The sequence below is a fragment of the Enterobacter sp. BNK-34 genome (assembly GCF_048684445.1).
Taxonomy (GTDB): domain Bacteria; phylum Pseudomonadota; class Gammaproteobacteria; order Enterobacterales; family Enterobacteriaceae; genus Enterobacter; species Enterobacter pseudoroggenkampii.
The window spans coordinates 1,589,251-1,608,957 of the sequence record NZ_JBLQUA010000001.1; the positions used below are offsets into that span (position 1 = coordinate 1,589,251).

A 19,707-nucleotide genomic window follows, 5' to 3' on the forward strand; every position below is an offset into this window, starting at 1 on the left:
CTCCTTAGCGTGGTTTCAGGGTAGCGATAAGAAAGTCTTTCGAGCTTTCCACTTTACCCTGCTGAATAGCGGCGGCCGGGTCGACGTGCTTCGGACAGACTTCGGAGCAGTAGCCCACAAAGGTACAGCTCCAGACGCCGTTCTGGCTGTTAAGCTGCGCCATACGTTCTTTTTTACCGTGGTCGCGGCTGTCCTCGTTATAGCGGTGCGCCAGGGTAATGGCGGCCGGGCCGATGAACTCCTTGTTCAGGCCAAACTGTGGACAGGCGGCGTAGCAAAGACCGCAGTTGATGCAGCCGGAGAACTGATGGTATTTCGCCATCTGCGCCGGGGTCTGGGTGTTTGGCCCCTGATCCGGCGTGCGTGGGTTACCAATGATATACGGCTTAATGGCTTCCAGGCTTTCGATAAAGTGGGTCATATCGACCACCAGATCGCGTTCAATCGGGAAGTTGCCCAGCGCTTCGACCTTAATACCTTTAGTGTACTCGCGCAGGAAGGTCTTACAGGCCAGCTTCGGCACCTTGTTGACCATCATGCCGCAGGAGCCGCAGATCGCCATGCGGCAGGACCAGCGGTAGCTCAGGTCTGGCGCCAGGTTGTCTTTGATATAGCCGAGCGCGTCCAGCAGGGAGGTTTGCTCGTCATAAGGCACTTCATAGAAAGCGCTGTGCGGTGCGGCGTCCACTTCCGGATTGTAGCGCACCACTTCAACTTTCATTTTTTGCATCTCAGCCATTCGCCTTCTCCTTCTTCTCGGCGGCTTCTGCTTCTGCACCGTACACGCGTTTTGCCGGCGGCAGCGTGGTGATTTTCACGTCGCTGTAGTCCAGACGCGTGGTGCCATCCGCATCGCGCCAGGCGAGAGTGTGTTTCAGGAAATTGACGTCGTCACGTTCGGTACAGCCTTCGTCCAGACGCTGGTGGGCCCCACGCGACTCTTTGCGCGCCAGCGCAGAGTGCGCCATACATTCCGCGACGTTCAGACCGTGGCCCAGCTCGATGGTGTAGAGCAGGTCGGTGTTGAATACGCTGGAGGTGTCGGTGATGCGCACGCGCTTGAAGCGCTCCTGCAGTTCCGCCAGCTTGTCGACGGTTTTTTGCATCAGCTCAGGGGTACGGTAGATACCGCAGCCTTCTTCCATCGACAGGCCCATCTCGTCGCGGATCTTAGACCAGTTCTCGTTACCCTCCTGGTTCACCAGATCTTTCAGGCGTTTTTCAACGTCTGCGACCTGCGCATCCAGCGCGGCACCGTTGGCTTCACCTGCGGTTGCCGCACGCTCCATTGCGCGCTCGCCCGCCATGCGGCCAAAGACAACCAGCTCTGCCAGCGAGTTAGACCCGAGACGGTTAGCGCCGTGCAGGCCAACGGAAGAACATTCGCCGACGGCGAACAGCCCTTTAATGCGGGTTTCGCACTGCTGATCGGTTTCGATACCGCCCATGGTGTAGTGCGCGGTTGGACGCACCGGGATCGGCTCTTTAACCGGATCCACGCCAACGTAGGCTTTCGCCAGCTCGCAGATGAACGGCAGACGTTCCAGCAGTTTCTTCTCGCCCAGATGACGCAGGTCGAGATAGACCACATCGCCGCGCGGCGTGGAGATGGTGTTGCCTTTGCGCCACTCGTGCCAGAAAGCCTGAGAGACTTTGTCACGCGGGCCGAGCTCCATGTATTTGTTCTTCGGCTCGCCGAGCGGGGTTTCCGGGCCCATGCCGTAATCCTGCAGATAGCGATAGCCGTTTTTATTGACCAGAATACCGCCTTCACCGCGGCAGCCTTCCGTCATCAGAATGCCGGAGCCCGGCAGGCCGGTTGGGTGATACTGCACGAATTCCATATCGCGCAGCGGCACGCCGTGGCTGAGCGCCATGCCCATACCGTCGCCGGTAACGATGCCGCCGTTGGTGTTATAACGATAAACGCGACCCGCACCGCCCGTCGCCATTACTACCGCGTTGGCGCGGATCTGGACGAGCGTGCCTTCCATCATGTTCATCGCCACCAGGCCGCGCGCCTGTCCATCATCCACCAGAATGTCGAGGACGAAATGTTCATCGAAGCGCTGGATTTGTGGGAACTGAAGGGAGGTCTGGAACAGGGTGTGCAGCATGTGGAAGCCGGTCTTATCGGCGGCGAACCAGGTGCGTTCGATCTTCATGCCGCCGAAGCGGCGAACGTTGACGCTGCCGTCCGGACGGCGGCTCCATGGACATCCCCACTGTTCAAGCTGGGTCATCTCCGTTGGACAATGGTGCACAAAGTAGTCAACGACATCCTGTTCGCAAAGCCAGTCGCCCCCTGCAACCGTGTCGTGGAAATGGTATTCAAAGCTGTCATGATCCTGCGCAACGGCGGCGGACCCTCCTTCTGCTGCCACTGTGTGACTACGCATTGGATAGACTTTTGAAATCAATGCGATTTTAGCGTTGGGATTAGCTTGCGCTGCAGCAATCGCAGCACGTAATCCAGCCCCGCCAGCGCCTATTACGGCAAGATCGGCTTGAAAAGTTTGCACGACATTCCTCCAGATTTTTGTTATTTCGCAACGCGACAAACTAAAGGTAGTTCACCCGTCCAAAAGGACGATTGCGAAAGCGTTTCCACTGCTCCTTTATGGGTAAAACAGTATAACCGTGTAGATGTCAGGGAAATTTGACGTGTTCGATTTTTTTGCTGTTCTGTCAGGCGATTTATCATGAAGATTGATGAAATACGTCACGCAATTGTTCACCTAAATGAAATGCGCTTTTTTACTGCACAAAATTTGTCTCTGCCCCGGCTAACGAGTAGACTTCGTGCCCTTGTCTGAAATCGGAGAACAACTCATGAGCGAAACGGCCACCTGGCAGCCGAGCGCATCCATCCCTAATCTGTTAAAACGCGCTGCAATTATGGCGGAGATCCGCCGTTTCTTTGCCGACCGCGGCGTCCTGGAGGTGGAAACCCCGTGCATGAGTCAGGCAACGGTAACGGATATTCATCTGGTCCCGTTTGAAACCCGTTTTGTTGGCCCCGGCCACTCTCAGGGCATGAATTTGTATCTGATGACCAGCCCGGAATACCACATGAAACGCCTGCTGGCAGCGGGGTGTGGTCCGGTCTATCAGCTGTGCCGCAGTTTCCGTAATGAAGAGATGGGTCGTCACCACAACCCGGAATTCACCATGCTGGAGTGGTACCGCCCGCATTATGATATGTACCGCCTGATGAATGAGGTGGACGATCTGCTGCAGCAGGTCCTGGACTGCTCGGAAGCCGAAACCCTTTCCTATCAGCAGGCTTTCCAGCGCCATCTGGAAATCGATCCGCTGTCGGCGGACAAAACCCAGCTGCGCGAAGTGGCGGCAAAACTGGATCTGAGCAACGTGGCGGATACCGAAGAGGATCGCGACACGCTGCTGCAGCTGCTGTTCACTTTTGGCGTTGAACCGCAGATTGGCAAAGATCGTCCGACGTTTGTTTATCACTTCCCGGCAAGCCAGGCCTCACTGGCGCAGATCAGTACCGAAGATCATCGTGTCGCAGAGCGTTTTGAGGTCTATTACAAAGGCATCGAGCTGGCAAACGGCTTCCATGAACTGACCGACGCCCGCGAGCAGCAGCAGCGCTTCGAGCAGGATAACCGCAAGCGTGCCGCGCGCGGTCTGCCGCAGCAGCCTGTTGATGTTAATCTGCTTGAAGCACTAAAAGCAGGTCTGCCGGATTGCTCCGGCGTGGCGCTGGGTGTTGACCGTCTGGTGATGCTGGCCCTGGGCGCAGAGCAGCTTGGCGATGTGATTGCCTTTACGGTCGATCGCGCCTAATAAAATGCCGGGTGGCGCTGCGCTTACCCGGCCTACCATTCCTGTCAATTAACCTTTCCATTTCAGCACGACAACATTAAAAACTGCCACATTCCCTATACACGGGTCTTTTTCTTAATTTGCCTCGTATAGCCACAATATTTGTCTGGTCTTCTGCTACCATCCGCGCAGTTTAATTCCTTTTCGGATGGTTCTATGTCCCAGTCACTCAAAAAGATGACCCTCACCGGGCTCATCCTGATGATATTTACCTCAGTCTTTGGCTTTGCCAACAGCCCGTCGGCGTTCTATCTGATGGGCTACAGCGCGACGCCGTTTTATATCGTTTCTGCTCTGTTCTTCTTTATCCCGTTTGCGCTGATGATGGCGGAGATGGGCTCGGCTTACCGGAAAGAAGAGGGCGGGATCTACTCATGGATGAATAACAGCGTCGGGCCGCGCTATGCGTTTATCGGCACGTTTATGTGGTTTTCATCCTACGTCGTCTGGATGGTGAGTACGGCGGCCAAAGTCTGGGTGCCGTTCTCGACGTTTCTTTTCGGTGCCGATAAAACGCAGGTCTGGTCTTTGGCCGGGCTGAGCTCCACGCAGGTCGTCGGGATTCTGGCGGTATGCTGGATGGTTGTCGTGACGCTGGTGGCGTCTAAAGGTATCAATAAAATTGCCCGGATTACCGCCGTGGGCGGGATCTCGGTGATGGGATTGAACCTGGTGCTACTGCTGGCGAGCATCGCTATCCTGTGCCTGAACGGTGGTCATTTTGCACAGGATGTTAACTTTGCCTCCTCGCCGAATCCGGGCTACCAGTCCGGGCTCGCGATGCTCTCCTTCGTGGTGTTTGCCATCTTCGCTTACGGCGGTATTGAAGCCGTAGGCGGCCTGGTCGATAAGACGGAAAACCCGGAAAAGAACTTTGCGAAAGGCATTATTTTTGCCGCCATCGTGATTTCCATCGGCTATTCGCTGGCGATTTTTCTCTGGGGCGTCAGCACCAACTGGCAGCAGGTGCTGAGCAACAACACCACTAACCTTGGCAACATCACCTATGTGCTGATGAAAAGCCTGGGGATGACGCTGGGGCAGGCGATGAACCTGAGTCCCGAGGCGGCATCGGTAATGGGGGTCTGGTTCGCGCGTATTACCGGCCTGTCGATGTTCCTGGCCTATACCGGCGCATTCTTCACGCTGATCTATTCGCCGCTGAAAGCGATTATTCAGGGTACGCCAAAAGCGCTGTGGCCTGCGAGTATGACCCAGCTGAACACCGCAGGCATGCCTGCCAACGCCATGTGGATGCAGTGTCTGCTGGTGTGCGTGTTCATTCTGCTGGTGTCATTTGGCGGCGATACGGCGTCTGCGTTTTACAACAAGCTGACCCTGATGGCGAACGTGTCGATGACGCTGCCGTACCTGTTCCTGACCCTGGCGTTCCCGTTCTTTAAGGCGAAGCAGGATCTTGAACGTCCGTTTGTGATTTTTAAAAGCCGCGCGGCAACGCTGGTGGCCACCACGGTGGTAGTGCTAGTGGTGGCGTTTGCCAACATCTTCACCATTATCCAGCCGGTAATTGAGGCGAACGACTGGAACAGCGCGCTGTGGATGGTGGGCGGCCCAATCTTCTTCTCGCTGCTGGCGATGGGGATTTATGAGAATTACCGTCGACGCGCGATGGTGTACGTCGCAGAAGTGGCGTAGCGGGAATAGTCCCCTCCCGAAAGGGAGGGGAGATGCGTTATAAACTGCCCGCCGGGCGCGTACGCGCCGCTGACGTCAGCGTTCTTCCTGTTTTACGCCCGTCCAGGCTTTCCAGACGCATCTGGAACGGTGGGAACGGCATATCAATACCGTGCTCGCGGAAGCCCGCCAGAATCAGCTGGTGGATCTCATGGCGCAGCGGCATACGGTGTCCCATTTCGGCGGCGTAGATACGCAGCTCGAAAATCTGGATCCCCTGCTGTAAATCCACAAGGAAGACTTCCGGCGCCGGGTTGTCGATCACCAGTGAGCAGCGCTCAGCGGCGGTGTAGAGGATCTGGGTGACCTCTTCGCTGTTAGCGTCCGACGGTGCCGGTACCGTCAGCACCACACGGGTAACGGAGTCTGACAGCGACCAGTTGATGAACTGCTCGGTGATAAACGCCTTGTTTGGCACGATGATCTCTTTCCGATCCCAGTCGCTGATCGTCGTTGCACGGGTGTTGATCTTCGTGATGCTGCCGGTCAGATCGCGGATCGTGACGGTATCGCCAATACGGATCGGTTTTTCGAACAGAATGATCAGACCGGAGATGAAGTTGGCGAAGATCTCCTGTAAACCAAAACCTAACCCGACGCCTAGCGCTGCCACCAGCCACTGGAGCTTCGACCACTCAATACCGATCATCGAGAAGCCAACCAGCCCGCCAAACAGCATGATCAGATATTTGGTAATGGTCGTGATCGCATAGCCCGTACCCGGCGTTAAATCCAGATGCTGTAGCAGCGCCAGCTCCAGCAGCGCCGGGAAATTGCGCACCAACTGCGTGGTGATGATCAGCACCAGAATGGCAATCAGCACCGCCCCCAGGGTAATCGGCTCCAGGCTTTCAACACCCTGCACCGTGGACGTCACGTCCCAGAGAGAGATGTTCTCCAGGAAGCCAAACGCGGAGTGGATCTCTGACCACAGGAAGATGACCGAGAGGAGGGCAATCAGCATCAGGATGGAGCGAACCAGGCGCAGGGACTGGGTACTGATGGCATCCAGATCCAGCTCGACCTCGTCCGCTTCCGTTGTGCCTTCCGTACTGTTGACGTGGTTTGGTTCTTCCTCACCTCGCGCGCGCTGGGCGAGGATCTCCGCCCGGCGGTGCTTGGCACGGTCAAACGCCAGACGGCGGCGCTGGATCAGCATCCAGCGGCGGATCACGTGGTACACCACCAGAAGCAGGAACCAGATGGCCACCGAGGTTTCCAGCCTCGCCAGCAGCGCCTGCGCGGTTGCCAGATAGCCCACCGCGGCTGCCAGCATTGCAAACAGCGGCGCGCTAAGCAGCAGGTTCCAGAGCAGCCGGTTGAACATGTTGTCGCCGCTGCCGGATTTATCCAGATAGAGCGGAATACCCGCGCGTTTCAGGCTGAGCGTGACGATGGCCAGCGCCCCGCATATCAGCATAAAGCAGAGGCGGCCCAGCGAGCCTGAGAATTCCCGGTCGTTGAGATTATCGAACATGATCAGAGCCATAATCAGCGGCACAATCAGCCCGATGCTCATCAGGTAGTAACGCATGGCGCGCGCTACGCGATTACGCGGCCAGCCAAAGTGGGTGATGAACAGGCCATTGGGGCGCGCGAAGGTGGCGCATATCATCACCACCCACAGCAGCGGCACCGTGGCGGTGACGCCATCACCAATCGCTACCGCGAGCGGATAGGGCCAGGCTTCCCGCAGGCCATACCCCAGCGTCATCCACAACACCGGCAGCGGAGAGGCGACAAGAATCGACCAGAATACGGTGCGCAACGTCAGCCAGAAGTGATCCTGGGTGACTTTCCCGACCCTGGAGCTGGAACGCTCGAGGAAACGGGTGAAATGTCTGCGCGAGTAAATGCTGAAGCCCACCAGAATCAACGCCCCCAGCAGCGGGAAAATGGTCTCTTTGCTGGTGAACATCATCACGCTGGCCTGTCCCAGCTGGCTGAAGGTGTCCAGCGAAATCAGGCGGCGCAGGTCCTGGACAATCTCAATCGGCCACGAGAAGGTCATCGGACGCACGTCGGACGTCCAGAAGAGATAACGGTGCGTCGCCTCGTTCACCTCTTTCAGCGCATCTTCCAGCTGGCTGTTAGAAACCTTCAGCTTGGTCAGCTCCAGAATCAGCGTATCCCCGCCCTGCAGCAGAGAGTTCAGCAGTTCACGCTGGGTACGCAACTGGGCTTCCAGAATACGGTTTTGCTCGCTGGTCAGCGGCTGTCCATCAGCCTGACGGATCTGGCGGATTTGCGGCTGTTTATTGAGAAGATCTTCAAAGTGCAGGCGCTGAACGCGCAGCTGGGCCATCTCGGTATCCAGCTGCTGCGGCTTTGGCATTTCCGGCAGGCGCGCGACCTGGGCGCGCAGCGCTTCGCCCAGCAGGTTTGATGACCCGAGCCACTGGGACTGCTCGCGCAGGGTGTTTAACGCCTGACGAACCTGCAAGGTTTGATTGGTCGCCTGACGCTGCTGCGAGGCAACCAGATCCATACGCTGCGCCTGCTGATTCAGCGCGGCAGAAAGCTCACGGTTGACCTTAAACTGCTGGACGATGCCGGCAGGCAGGTTATCGCTGTTTTCTGCCAGCAGTTCGGTACTTTCCAGCGCGCGCTCCGCTTCACGCTGGCGCTGACTATTGAGCTGATTGCGCAGGGCCTGAAGGTAAGCATCCAGCTGCTCGCTCTGCTTCTGAGCGAGTTCAGAGCGCATTCGCGACAGCTCCTGGCGGTTATTGGCGGAAAGCTGCGCCAGCTCCAGCTCATCGACAAGGGCCTTCAGGCGAGCCGATTCTGCCTGCAGGCCCAGATTTTGGGCCTGCGCCTGTGGCGTGTTGCCGTTTTGCGTACCCACGCGGCGCTCAACTTCATTAAGCTGGCGACGGGCGTCGGTTTGCTGCTGCGGAAGCTGGCTGAGGGAGTCGGCAATTTCACGTGCTCGCTCCTGCTCCTGCTGAGCAAGGCGGCTCTTTTCCAGAAGCTGGCTGCTGACTTGCAGGATCTCCTGGTTCAGCGCGTCGGAGGTCATGCCTGCCGGCACATCGCGCGGTTCGTCACGCAGATTATTGAGCTGCGCGCGCAGCGTCTGGGAGAGTTTGGGGAAGTTGTCGATAACCTGCTGATACTGCTGAGCGCGCTCAAGCGAGCCTTTCCGCTCCTCAAGCGCGTTCAGGGCAGCCTGGAGCGACTCGACGGTCTCTGGCTGAGCGGGTTTGGCCGCTTTTGCCTGCTCCAGTTCCTGGGTTATCTGTTTGGCGTCGGGGGCTGTCGCTGCGTACGCCCCCATGCTTAGGCACCAGGCCATCAGTAGAACGATAATCGGGCGCACGTCAGCGATCCTTCTGTTGTTAGCCTTCGTCTTTTTTGTCGTCAACCAGCGGGCTGGCGTCGTGCTCGGCCTGGATCTCTTCCTGTGACAGCGGAGCAGGTTCTGCCTCTGGCGTCACGAAGGTTTCTGTCGAGACCGCCAGCGGCTGGCCCAGTTTGGTGACCGACAGGCTTTCGAGTTGTTCAGCCAGCTTCACTTTGCCTGGCGCAAACAGGTTGATCACGGTGGAGCCCAGCTTGAAGCGCCCCATCTCCTGACCTTTCAGCAGTGCCACAGAGCCTTCCGCTTCACCGGCAGGCCAGGTCCAGCGTTTGATCACGCCTTCACGCGGTGGAGTGATGGTGCCGGCCCAGACAGTTTCAATGCTGCCTACGATGGTTGCACCCACCAGAATCTGTGCCATAGGGCCAAATTCAGTATCAAACAGACAGATGACGCGCTCGTTACGGGCAAACAGGTTCGGCACGTTCTGCGCGGTCAGGTGGTTCACGGAGAACAGATCGCCCGGGACGTAAATCATCTCGCGCAGGATGCCGTTACACGGCATGTGCACGCGGTGGTAGTCGCGCGGTGACAGATAGGTGGTGGCAAAGGTACCGTTGCGGAACAGATCCGCCATCAGGTAGTTACCCGCCAGCAGCGCTTCCAGGCTGTAATTATGGCCCTTCGCCTGCAGAATTTTGTCGTCTTCGATGTTACCCAACTGGCTAATGACGCCGTCTGCCGGCATCACCAGGACGTTAGGGTCGGTGTTCAGCGGGCGCACGTCGTCACGCAGCGGGCGCACGAAGAATTCGTTGAAGGTGCGGTAGCTGGCGGTGTCCGGCTTCTGCGCCTCTTTCATATCGACCTTGTAATATTTTACGAAAAGGTCGATGACCAGTTTGGTCAGCCAGCCCGCGCGTTTGCTTGCGCCCCAGCCCGCCAGGCGAGTGAGCCACAGTTTTGGCAGAATGTATTGAAGCGAAAGTTTAAATGCGTTTAACAAGGTAGCCTCCAGGCCATTGTTTTGTCGTTCCTGATCCGGCGTTATGCCGCCGGAACCTGAAAAAAGGGGACGATTTTAGCGATGCTTAGCTTAGTTGTCAGTTATCAGAATCAGAAAAGTTTTTACGCGTTTTTACCTGATCCATGCTCTCAAGAATACGGTGGTAATTCTCGAAGCGGGTCTCCGCGATCTCGCCTTTCTCAACCGCTTCACGGATAGCGCAGCCTGGGTCGTTATCGTGTTTACAGTCGCGGTACTTGCAAGCGCCTAAATAATCATGGAATTCGACAAATCCGTTAAAGATTTGTTCCGGCTCAAGGTGCCATAAACCGAACTCTCGCACGCCTGGGGAGTCGATGACATCGCCCCCGTGCGGGAAGTGATACAAGCGTGACGCGGTGGTGGTGTGCTGGCCCAGGCCCGAGACATCAGACACGTCGTTGGTGAGGATCTCCTGCTGGAGGCCAAGCAGGTTGTTCAGCAGGCTCGATTTGCCCACGCCGGACTGACCCGCAAAGATGCTGATGCGATCGGTAAGCGCCTCTTCCAGCGGTTTCAGGCCATCTTTGGTGTAGCTGGAGACCATCAGGACGCGGTAGCCAATTTTGCGATAGATATCCATCTGCTCATTGACGAAGGCCATGCCGTCGTCGTCCAGCAGATCGATTTTGTTCAGCACGATAATCGGTTCAACCTGCAGCGTTTCGCAGGCGACGAGATATCGGTCGATAATATTGAGCGACAGTTCTGGCAAAATCGCCGATACGATAACAATCTGGTTAATGTTGGCGGCAATCGGTTTGACCCCGTCGTAGAAATCGGGACGGGTTAACACGGACGTGCGCTCATGGACCGCTTCAACGATGCCTTTTACCGTCACGCCTTCCGCCGCCTCTTTACCCGACCGCCAGACGACGCGGTCGCCGGTCACCAGAGAACGAATGGTCCGGCGGATGTTGCAGCGGTGAATCGCACCATCGGCGGATTCCACGTCAGCGTGCATACCGAAACGGCTGATGACTACGCCTTCCGTTGGATCGCCAAACAGGTTGTCGTCGTAATCGACCTTCTCCGCAGTGGTTTTAAGACGGCGCTGGTGATTGGCATTCACGCGGCGCTGCTGCCCTTTGGAGAGTTTATTTTTACTCAATCGCACTGGCTCCTGGTCGCCCGTAGGGGGCAAAACCTCTATGATACACTCTAATTAATACTAGTTAACCTGCTACTGCCGGTTATGCGAGAAGGGTGGAAAATAACATGAGCGCGGATGAAAACAACCTGATTTGGATCGATCTCGAAATGACCGGGCTGGATCCCGAGCGCGATCGCATCATTGAAATTGCAACCCTGGTGACGGACGCCAACCTGAATATCCTGGCGGAAGGGCCAACGATAGCGGTGCATCAGTCCGATGACCAGCTGGCGTTGATGGATGAGTGGAACGTGCGTACCCACACCGGCAGTGGTCTGGTGGAGCGCGTGAAGGCGAGCACCATGGGTGACCGAGAGGCGGAGCTGGCGACGCTTGAGTTCCTGAAACAGTGGGTTCCGGCAGGCAAATCGCCAATCTGTGGGAATAGCATCGGCCAGGATCGTCGTTTCCTGTTTAAGTACATGCCGGAGCTGGAGTCTTACTTCCACTACCGCTATCTGGACGTCAGCACGTTGAAAGAGCTGGCGCGTCGCTGGAAGCCTGAAATCCTCGACGGCTTTAAAAAACAGGGCACGCATCAGGCGATGGATGATATCCGAGAGTCTGTGGCGGAGCTTTCCTACTACCGCGAAAACTTTATTAAGCTGTGATTTTTCGATCCGGCGCCTTGCGTGGCCGGGTTTTTGTCGTTAAATTGTTCAGCTTGCCGATTAAATAAGCATTTGAACTTAATTTCGAAAAAATCGCTTTAAGGGGGGTTGCAGCTAAAAGGATTTCTCGTATAATGCGCCTCCCGTAACGACAGAGAATTACACGTTACGACAGCAACAAAAGCAGTGCAGATTTGCGGGAATAGCTCAGTTGGTAGAGCACGACCTTGCCAAGGTCGGGGTCGCGAGTTCGAGTCTCGTTTCCCGCTCCAAAATTTGAAAGTGCTTCCACAGCACAGACTGCCCAAGCGGGAATAGCTCAGTTGGTAGAGCACGACCTTGCCAAGGTCGGGGTCGCGAGTTCGAGTCTCGTTTCCCGCTCCAAAATTTGAAAGTGCTTCCACAGCACGGACCACCCAAGCGGGAATAGCTCAGTTGGTAGAGCACGACCTTGCCAAGGTCGGGGTCGCGAGTTCGAGTCTCGTTTCCCGCTCCAAATTCTTCTTCATCTCTAAAATATCCACAGCGAAAAGCATCGCTGGGGACGTTTTCTGTTGTCTCTGAAATACTCTTGTGAACAGAGTTATCCACAGAAACTGCGCTTAACCGAAACAGGGTTAAAACTTAGCATGGTGAATAATATCTTCGTAACGCACTGTATTTACAGTATAAAATTTGATTTCAAAATGTTATTGAGATCACTTGATCTCTTCTCCAGCCCAGATGGCGCTTGAGTTTGTAATTTTATTCACAGGCTGTGAATAGTTCAGGCATCCCGCGGAAGCCCTTTTTCAATCACCCTCACCAGACGCTGTTTCTTCGGTAGCTGCACCTCGACCACGCAGGCATTACGTTTCTCAATTTGCTGCGCAATCGCCCATTCTATGTGCTCATCAAGAAGTGGGTGCTCACCTCTACGGCTTTCAAGCGCCCGCACGTTCGCTTCATCCCACGGGGCATTACCCAGCGCGACGGCCACATTTCGCAGCCAGCGCAGATGCCCGATACGGCGAATGGCCGAACCTTCCGTCACCTTCAGGAACCAGGCCTCGGTCCAGGCGAACAGCTCGATGAGCGGCGGCGCATGGAGCGCCTTACGCGGGCTGAAATCTTCTTCGTCCGTAAGCTGCGAATAGCGGTTCCACGGGCAGATGAGCTGGCAATCGTCGCAGCCGTAGATGCGGTTGCCGATAAGCGGTCGGAACTCCTCTGGAATGGCCCCTTCCAGTTCGATAGTGAGGTAGGAGATACAGCGACGGGCATCAACGGTGTAAGGCTCAACGATGGCGCCGGTGGGGCAGATGGTCATACAGGCCACGCAGCGGCCACAGTCTTCCTCTACCGGGCCGTCTACCGGCAGCGGTAAATCAATCAGCAGTTCACCCAGAAAGAAGAACGATCCGGCGTCGCGGCTGAGGATTAGTGAGTGCTTACCTGTCCAGCCAAGCCCGGCTTTTTCGGCAATCGGGCGCTCAAGAATAGGCGCAGAATCGACAAAGGGTCTAAAATTCAGCGAAACACAGTGCTGCTGAATAGTTTCCCCGAGTTTTTTTAAACGGTTACGCAAAAGCTTATGGTAATCACGTCCCAGGGCGTACCGGCTGACGTAACCCAAAGAGGGATTTTTTAGCGTGCGCGCAAAGGCCGCGTTGGCGGGCAGATAGTTCATGCGCACGCTGATGACGCGTAATGTCCCCGGCAAAAGCTCGTGTGGACGGGCGCGCATCATGCCATGGCGCGCCATCCACTCCATTTCGCCGTGGTATTGTTTGTCCAGCCAGGCCTGCAGTTTCGGCTCGCTGGCGGAAAGGTCGGTATCGGTAATGCCCACCTTCTGGAAGCCAAGCTCAGCACCCCACTGTTTTATTTTTTGCGCTAATTCATTGAGATCGAGGGGCTGTGACATGACGGACCATACGGTGAAGAAAAACCCCGCAAGTATACCACATTCCATCTGGCATGCGGATGACCTCCGGCGCGCCGAAAAAGAGGCCGCAGACAGCCTCGGGATTACCCTGTATGAACTGATGCTGCGCGCGGGTGAGGCGGCGTTTGACGTTGCCCGCAGCGCGTACCCGCAGACCGCCCACTGGCTGATTCTGTGCGGTCACGGCAAGAACGGCGGCGATGGCTACGTCGTCGCCCGTTTGGCGGTTGCGGCAGGTATCCGCGTGACCTTGCTGGCTCTCGAAAGTGATAAACCGCTGCCGGAAGAGGCCGGCGCGGCCCGGGAGGCGTGGCTTAACGCAGGCGGTGTGATCCATGCGCCTGATATCGTCTGGCCGGAAGAGGTGGATCTGATTGTTGACGGGCTGCTGGGCACCGGGCTACGCAGCGCGCCTCGTGAGAACATTGCCGCACTCATTGAACACACTAACAGACATTCCGCGCCGATAGTCGCCCTGGATATTCCCTCTGGCCTGATTGCACAAACCGGCGCGACGCCGGGGGCGGTGATTCAGGCTGCACATACGGTGACCTTCATCGCCCTCAAGCCGGGGTTACTGACCGGCAAAGCGCGGGATGTCGTCGGCGTGCTGCACCACAGTGCGCTGGGGCTGGAGAGCTGGCTCGACGGGCAGGAAATGCGCATCGCGCGTTTTGATGCATCGCAGCTTGCAGCGTGGCTCCCGCCGCGCCGGCCGACCTCCCATAAGGGCGATCACGGCAGGCTGGTGATTATTGGCGGCGACCATGGTACGGCAGGTGCGATTCGCATGACCGGCGAAGCGGCTCTGCGCAGCGGTGCCGGATTAGTGCGAGTACTCACTCGCATCGAGAATATTGCGCCGATCGTTACAGCCCGACCGGAGCTGATGGTGCACGAGCTTACGCCCCAGTCGCTTGAAGAGAGCCTTGAATGGGCGGATGTGGTGGTGATTGGCCCTGGGCTTGGGCAGCAGGCATGGGGTAAACAGGCCCTGCAAAAGGTCGAGAATTTTCGTAAACCGATGCTGTGGGATGCCGACGCGCTTAACCTTCTGGCAATAAACCCGGATAAGCGTCACAATCGCATTCTGACGCCACACCCCGGCGAAGCCGCGCGCCTGCTTAACTGCAGCGTGGCAGAAATTGAAAGCGATCGCTTACTTTCTGCTCAGCGTCTGGTAAAACGTTACGGAGGTGTTGCTGTTTTGAAAGGGGCAGGAACCGTTGTCGCCAGTGAGGAGACGCAGGGCATTATTGATGCCGGAAATGCGGGCATGGCGAGCGGCGGCATGGGCGATGTGCTTTCCGGCATCATCGGCGCATTGCTTGGACAGAAACTTCCCCTTTATGATGCAGCCTGCGCGGGCTGCGTGGCTCACGGCGTTGCGGCGGATAAACTGGCTGCGCGTTACGGTACACGCGGTATGCTGGCCACCGATCTTTTTTGCACGCTGCGGCGTGTTGTTAACCCGGATGTGATTGACGTAGAAAATGACTAATCGAGCGATTCCTTTACCTGATGAACAAGCCACTTTAGAACTCGGCAAGCGCGTGGCGCAGGCCTGTCAGGGGGCAACCGTCATTTATCTGTATGGTGATTTAGGTGCGGGTAAAACCACCTTTAGCCGGGGTTTTTTGCAGGCGTTAGGGCATAACGGGAATGTCAAAAGCCCAACCTACACGCTGGTCGAACCGTACACCCTTGAAAATCTCATGGTGTACCACTTCGATTTATACCGCCTTGCGGATCCTGAGGAGCTGGAATTTATGGGGATCCGTGATTATTTTGCCAACGACGCCATTTGCCTGGTGGAGTGGCCGCAACAAGGTGCGGGTGTGCTGCCTGACCCGGATGTCGAAATTCACTTAGATTACCAGGCACAAGGGCGTGAGGCACGCATCAGTGCTGTTTCCTCATCAGGCAGTTCCTTACTGGCGCGACTGGCCGGTTAAGCGTAGGGATGACGGGATGATAAATCGCGTTAAAGGTTGGTTGTTGGCTGCCACCGTGCTGCTGTGCGCGCAGGCCGGGGCGGCAAACCTCTCAGATATTCAGGTCTCGAACGGCGAAAGCCAGGCCCGGATCACGTTCAGCTTTATGGGCGATCCTGAATATGCGTTTTCACAGCCAGACAGCCACAGCGTGGCGCTGGATATCAAACAGACAGGCGTTATCCAGGGACTCCCGCTGCAGTTCAGCGGCAACAACCTGGTGAAAAGTATCCGTTCGGGTACGCCGCAGGATAGCCAGTCGTTACGCCTGGTGGTCGATCTGACCGAAAAGGGCAAGACGAAGGCGGTGAAGCAGCAAAACGGCGCGAACTATACGGTGGTCTTTACCATCAATGCTGATGTCCCGCCACCGCCTCCACCGCCGCCGGTCGTTGCGAAACGCGTCGAAGAACCGGTGTATACGCCGCGTCCTGCTGAACCTGCGCGTAATCCGTTTAAATCGCAGAACGATCGCATCACTGCGGCAACCAGCAGCAATACGGTGACGCGTCCGGCTGCCAGCGCGCGACGCGCGACGGCCAGCGGTGACAAAGTGATTATCGCCATTGATGCGGGTCACGGCGGGGAAGATCCGGGGGCGATTGGCCCTGGCGGTACGCGAGAGAAAAACGTGACGATCGCTATCGCGCGTAAACTGCGTTCGCTACTCAATGACGACCCTATGTTTAAAGGCGTGTTGACCCGCGATGGGGATTACTTTATCTCCGTCATGGGACGCTCGGATGTGGCGCGTAAGCAAAACGCGAATTTCCTGGTCTCCATTCATGCGGATGCCGCACCGAATCGTAGCGCGACCGGCGCCTCGGTTTGGGTGCTGTCGAACCGTCGCGCCAACAGCGAAATGGCCAACTGGCTGGAAGAGCATGAGAAGCAGTCTGAACTGTTAGGCGGCGCGGGCGACGTGCTGGCGAACAGCCAGTCCGATCCGTACCTCAGCCAGGCGGTGCTGGATTTACAGTTCGGTCATTCTCAGCGCGTCGGGTATGATGTCGCCACTAACGTATTGAACCAGCTGCAAAGCGTTGGCGTGCTGCATAAGCGTCGTCCGGAACATGCCAGCCTCGGCGTTCTGCGCTCGCCGGATATCCCGTCCATCCTCGTAGAGACGGGCTTTATCAGTAACAACGGTGAAGAGCGTCTGCTGGGAAGCGACAGCTACCAGCAGCAAATTGCCGAAGCGATTTATAACGGTCTGCGTAAATACTTTGATGCCCATCCGCTGCAGTCTGCGCCACAGAGTGGTGCTGGCCAGACGGCCAGCGCAGCGCTGCCGGGTGAGATGACCGCGACCAACTAAGGAGAATTCATGCCGATTCAGGTTCTACCGCCGCAGCTCGCGAACCAAATCGCCGCCGGTGAGGTGGTGGAACGCCCTGCGTCGGTGGTGAAGGAGCTGGTGGAAAACAGCCTCGATGCGGGCGCAACCCGCATCGATATTGATATCGAACGCGGTGGCGCGAAGCTTATTCGCATTCGCGACAACGGCTGTGGCATTAAAAAAGACGAGCTCGCGCTGGCCCTGGCCCGTCACGCCACCAGTAAAATTGCCTCTCTGGATGACCTGGAGGCGATTATTAGCCTCGGTTTTCGCGGTGAAGCGCTGGCCAGTATCAGCTCGGTTTCGCGCTTAACGCTGACCTCCCGTACCGCTGAACAGCAGGAAGCCTGGCAGGCTTACGCCGAAGGGCGCGATATGGATGTCACGGTTAAACCCGCAGCACACCCTGTCGGCACGACGCTTGAAGTATTAGATCTCTTCTACAACACCCCCGCCCGACGCAAGTTTATGCGTACTGAGAAGACCGAGTTCGGCCATATCGACGAGATCATCCGGCGTATCGCACTGGCGCGATTCGATGTCACCATCAACCTCAGCCACAACGGCAAGGTGATGCGCCAGTATCGCGCGGTGGCAGAAGGTGGACAGAAAGAGCGTCGTTTGGGGGCGATCTGCGGTACGCCGTTCCTGGAACAGGCTCTGGCCATTGAGTGGCAGCACGGCGATCTGGCTTTACGAGGCTGGGTTGCCGATCCAAACGCGAGCAGTGCTGCGTTTGCGGAGATCCAGTATTGCTACGTCAACGGCCGCATGATGCGCGACCGTCTCATCAATCACGCGATTCGCCAGGCCTGCGAAGACAAACTGGGTGCCGATCAGCAGCCTGCTTTCGTCCTTTATCTGGACATCGACCCCCATCAGGTGGATGTGAACGTCCATCCCGCCAAGCATGAGGTGCGGTTCCACCAGTCACGTCTGGTTCACGACTTCATTTATCAGGGCGTGGCCACCGTGTTGCAGCAGCAGGCAGAGCCAACGCTGCCGCTGGAGAACGACGCTCCTGCACCGCGTCCGCTGCCCGAAAACCGTGTGGCGGCAGGGCGCAACCATTTTGCGGAGCCTGTCGTCGCGCGTGAACCGGAAGCCCCGCGTTACTCCCCGGCTGGTAGCGCGCCGCGTCCAACGGGCGCGAACTATCCGAATGCCCAGCCTGGCTATCAGAAGCAGCAGGGCGCGTTGTACCGCAAGCTGCTGGAAACGCCAGCCGTGGAGCGTAAAGAGCACATTCCGGCCGCTCAGCCTTCTCTGGACGGCCATAGCCAGAGTTTTGGCCGGGTGTTGACGATTATCGCGCCGGATATGGCACTGCTTGAACGTGATGGCAAATTGATGCTTCTGGCACTGCCGGTCGCCGAACGCTGGCTTAAGCAGGTGCAGCTCACGCCTGGCGAAAATGCCGCCTGCGCGCAGCCGTTGTTAATTCCGGTTCGCCTGAAAATATCCCCTGACGAAACAAGGGTATTGCAGCGCGCCGAGTCGCAGCTGGCGCAGATGGGTATTGAAACTGTGCTTGAACCACAACATGTGACAATTCGTGCAGTGCCTTTACCCTTACGCCAACAAAATTTACAAAACTTGATTCCTGAACTGATAGGCTACCTGGCGCAGCAAACAGCGTTTGATGCCGCCAACACCGCGCAGTGGATCGCCCGCCATCTGGCAAGCGAACACACGCCGTGGAGTATGGCGCAGGCCATTAGCGTGCTGGCGGAGGTGGAACGCCTCTGTCCGCATCTGGTGAAAACGCCGCCGGGTGGGTTATTACAACCTGTTGATTTACAAACGGCGATGAACGCCCTGAAACATGATTGACGCAAGTAAGGCGAGCCTGCCTAAGGCAATTTTTTTAATGGGCCCAACGGCCTCCGGCAAAACGGCGCTCGCCATTGAGTTGCGTAAAGTTTTGCCTGTAGAGTTGATTAGCGTCGACTCCGCCCTCATCTACCGGGGGATGGACATCGGCACGGCGAAGCCTGACGCAGAAGAGCTGCGTGCGGCACCGCACCGTTTGCTGGATATTCTCGACCCGGCTCAGGCGTACTCCGCAGCGGATTTCCGCCGGGATGCCTTAGCCGAGATGGCCGAGATAACGGCGGCGGGACGTATACCGCTGTTGGTTGGCGGAACCATGCTCTATTTCAAGGCGTTGCTGGAGGGGTTGTCACCCCTGCCATCCGCGGACCCGGAAATAAGAGCGAAAATTGAGCAGCAGGCGGCAGAGCAGGGTTGGGACGTTTTGCATCAGCAACTGGCGGAAATTGACCCGGTTGCCGCAGCACGGATCCATCCAAATGATCCGCAAAGGCTTTCCCGGGCACTGGAAGTTTTTTTCATTTCGGGTAAAACTTTAACGGAACTGACGCAAACGTCAGGAGACGCTCTGCCGTATCAGGTGCATCAGTTCGCCATCGCCCCGGCGAGCCGTGAACTGCTCCATCAGCGAATTGAGCAGCGTTTTCATCAGATGTTAGCTTCAGATTTTGAAGCAGAAGTGCGGGCGCTATTTGCCCGTGGAGATTTGCATACGGACATGCCTTCCATTCGTTGTGTGGGATACCGCCAGATGTGGTCGTATCTTGAAGGTGAGATTTCATACGATGAAATGGTTTATAGAGGTGTTTGCGCCACGAGACAGTTAGCGAAGCGCCAGATCACCTGGTTGCGCGGTTGGGACGGCGTTCACTGGTTAGACAGTGAAAAACCGCAACAGGCGTTAAACGAAGTGATTGAGGTTGTTGGTGATATCGCTCACTGAATGTGTACAATTGA

At 56.9% G+C, this 19,707-nt stretch carries 14 protein-coding genes and 3 tRNA genes; 11 read left to right on the forward strand and 6 right to left on the reverse strand.

What is annotated here, in order from left to right; translation table 11 throughout:
• Positions 1-4: 4 nt before the first annotated feature.
• Together ACMGG5_RS07810 and frdA are read right to left on the reverse strand one after the other, a co-directional pair.
• Positions 5-739 (reverse strand): succinate dehydrogenase/fumarate reductase iron-sulfur subunit, encoded by a 735-nt coding sequence (locus ACMGG5_RS07810; RefSeq protein WP_023310124.1) that lies wholly within the window; start codon positions 737-739, stop codon positions 5-7.
• The gene (gene frdA, locus ACMGG5_RS07815; protein WP_024907346.1) at positions 732-2,522 is read right to left on the reverse strand and encodes a fumarate reductase (quinol) flavoprotein subunit; all 1,791 of its coding nucleotides are present in this window, start codon (positions 2,520-2,522) and stop codon (positions 732-734) included. The genes ACMGG5_RS07810 and frdA overlap by 8 nt, the downstream gene beginning before the upstream one ends.
• Positions 2,523-2,832: 310 nt before the next feature.
• Between frdA and epmA the strand changes: the two genes are divergently transcribed.
• Both epmA and yjeM read left to right on the forward strand, forming a co-directional pair.
• Positions 2,833-3,810 (forward strand): elongation factor P--(R)-beta-lysine ligase, encoded by a 978-nt coding sequence (epmA, locus tag ACMGG5_RS07820; RefSeq protein ID WP_420277681.1) that lies wholly within the window; start codon positions 2,833-2,835, stop codon positions 3,808-3,810.
• Positions 3,811-4,005: 195 nt separating this feature from the next.
• On the forward strand, positions 4,006-5,505 hold the full coding sequence (gene yjeM / locus ACMGG5_RS07825; protein WP_420277682.1) for a glutamate/gamma-aminobutyrate family transporter YjeM: 1,500 nt from the start codon (positions 4,006-4,008) through the stop codon (positions 5,503-5,505).
• Positions 5,506-5,542: 37 nt separating this feature from the next.
• On the opposite strand, the gene mscM is transcribed toward yjeM, so the two are convergent.
• The 3 genes from mscM to rsgA form a co-directional block, all read right to left on the reverse strand.
• Positions 5,543-8,866 (reverse strand): miniconductance mechanosensitive channel MscM, encoded by a 3,324-nt coding sequence (mscM, locus tag ACMGG5_RS07830; protein WP_032651334.1) that lies wholly within the window; start codon positions 8,864-8,866, stop codon positions 5,543-5,545.
• A 19-nt stretch (positions 8,867-8,885) separates the two neighbouring features.
• Complete coding sequence (gene asd / locus ACMGG5_RS07835) at positions 8,886-9,854, reverse strand: archaetidylserine decarboxylase (protein WP_024907342.1); 969 nt, start codon at positions 9,852-9,854, stop codon at positions 8,886-8,888.
• A 97-nt stretch (positions 9,855-9,951) separates the two neighbouring features.
• Complete coding sequence (rsgA, locus tag ACMGG5_RS07840; protein WP_420277683.1) at positions 9,952-11,004, reverse strand: small ribosomal subunit biogenesis GTPase RsgA; 1,053 nt, start codon at positions 11,002-11,004, stop codon at positions 9,952-9,954.
• A gap of 107 nt (positions 11,005-11,111) precedes the next feature.
• On the opposite strand from rsgA, the gene orn reads away from it, so the two are divergent.
• The 4 genes from orn to ACMGG5_RS07860 all read left to right on the forward strand — a co-directional run bounded on the left by orn (position 11,112) and on the right by ACMGG5_RS07860 (position 12,153).
• Positions 11,112-11,657, forward strand: coding sequence for an oligoribonuclease (gene orn / locus ACMGG5_RS07845; RefSeq protein ID WP_008502926.1), 546 nt, complete (start codon positions 11,112-11,114; stop codon positions 11,655-11,657).
• A 196-nt stretch (positions 11,658-11,853) separates the two neighbouring features.
• Positions 11,854-11,929, forward strand: a tRNA-Gly gene (locus ACMGG5_RS07850).
• A gap of 36 nt (positions 11,930-11,965) precedes the next feature.
• Positions 11,966-12,041 (forward strand) — tRNA-Gly (locus tag ACMGG5_RS07855).
• A 36-nt stretch (positions 12,042-12,077) separates the two neighbouring features.
• Positions 12,078-12,153: transfer RNA gene (locus tag ACMGG5_RS07860), tRNA-Gly, on the forward strand.
• A 270-nt stretch (positions 12,154-12,423) separates the two neighbouring features.
• Here ACMGG5_RS07860 and queG read toward each other — a convergent pair.
• The gene (gene queG, locus ACMGG5_RS07865; protein ID WP_090419399.1) at positions 12,424-13,563 is read right to left on the reverse strand and encodes a tRNA epoxyqueuosine(34) reductase QueG; all 1,140 of its coding nucleotides are present in this window, start codon (positions 13,561-13,563) and stop codon (positions 12,424-12,426) included.
• On the opposite strand from queG, the gene nnr reads away from it, so the two are divergent.
• The 5 genes from nnr to miaA are packed head-to-tail and all read left to right on the forward strand — an operon-like array spanning position 13,562 to position 19,693.
• Positions 13,562-15,085 carry a bifunctional ADP-dependent NAD(P)H-hydrate dehydratase/NAD(P)H-hydrate epimerase gene (gene nnr / locus ACMGG5_RS07870; protein ID WP_420277684.1) on the forward strand — a complete coding sequence of 508 codons (1,524 nt, stop codon included), beginning with the start codon at positions 13,562-13,564 and terminating at the stop codon, positions 15,083-15,085. The two genes, queG and nnr, sit on opposite strands and share 2 nt — an antisense overlap.
• Positions 15,078-15,539 (forward strand): tRNA (adenosine(37)-N6)-threonylcarbamoyltransferase complex ATPase subunit type 1 TsaE, encoded by a 462-nt coding sequence (gene tsaE / locus ACMGG5_RS07875; protein ID WP_013095283.1) that lies wholly within the window; start codon positions 15,078-15,080, stop codon positions 15,537-15,539. Before nnr ends, tsaE begins: the two co-directional genes overlap by 8 nt.
• A gap of 16 nt (positions 15,540-15,555) precedes the next feature.
• Complete coding sequence (gene amiB, locus ACMGG5_RS07880; RefSeq protein ID WP_420277685.1) at positions 15,556-16,896, forward strand: N-acetylmuramoyl-L-alanine amidase AmiB; 1,341 nt, start codon at positions 15,556-15,558, stop codon at positions 16,894-16,896.
• Between the two features lie 9 nt (positions 16,897-16,905).
• Complete coding sequence (gene mutL, locus ACMGG5_RS07885; RefSeq protein ID WP_032651344.1) at positions 16,906-18,750, forward strand: DNA mismatch repair endonuclease MutL; 1,845 nt, start codon at positions 16,906-16,908, stop codon at positions 18,748-18,750.
• Complete coding sequence (gene miaA / locus ACMGG5_RS07890; RefSeq protein WP_032651346.1) at positions 18,743-19,693, forward strand: tRNA (adenosine(37)-N6)-dimethylallyltransferase MiaA; 951 nt, start codon at positions 18,743-18,745, stop codon at positions 19,691-19,693. Before mutL ends, miaA begins: the two co-directional genes overlap by 8 nt.
• Positions 19,694-19,707 lie beyond the last annotated feature (14 nt).

Bases quoted from the DNA above. Each gene is read 5' to 3' on its own strand.
- ACMGG5_RS07810 (WP_023310124.1), bottom strand. From the start codon at position 739: ATGGCTGAGATGCAAAAAATGAAAGTTGAAGTGGTGCGCTACAATCCG.
- epmA (WP_420277681.1), top strand. From the start codon at position 2,833: ATGAGCGAAACGGCCACCTGGCAGCCGAGCGCATCCATCCCTAATCTG.
- yjeM (WP_420277682.1), top strand. From the start codon at position 4,006: ATGTCCCAGTCACTCAAAAAGATGACCCTCACCGGGCTCATCCTGATG.
- orn (WP_008502926.1), top strand. From the start codon at position 11,112: ATGAGCGCGGATGAAAACAACCTGATTTGGATCGATCTCGAAATGACC.
- nnr (WP_420277684.1), top strand. From the start codon at position 13,562: ATGACGGACCATACGGTGAAGAAAAACCCCGCAAGTATACCACATTCC.
- queG (WP_090419399.1), bottom strand. From the start codon at position 13,563: ATGTCACAGCCCCTCGATCTCAATGAATTAGCGCAAAAAATAAAACAG.
- tsaE (WP_013095283.1), top strand. From the start codon at position 15,078: ATGACTAATCGAGCGATTCCTTTACCTGATGAACAAGCCACTTTAGAA.
- amiB (WP_420277685.1), top strand. From the start codon at position 15,556: ATGATAAATCGCGTTAAAGGTTGGTTGTTGGCTGCCACCGTGCTGCTG.
- mutL (WP_032651344.1), top strand. From the start codon at position 16,906: ATGCCGATTCAGGTTCTACCGCCGCAGCTCGCGAACCAAATCGCCGCC.
- miaA (WP_032651346.1), top strand. From the start codon at position 18,743: ATGATTGACGCAAGTAAGGCGAGCCTGCCTAAGGCAATTTTTTTAATG.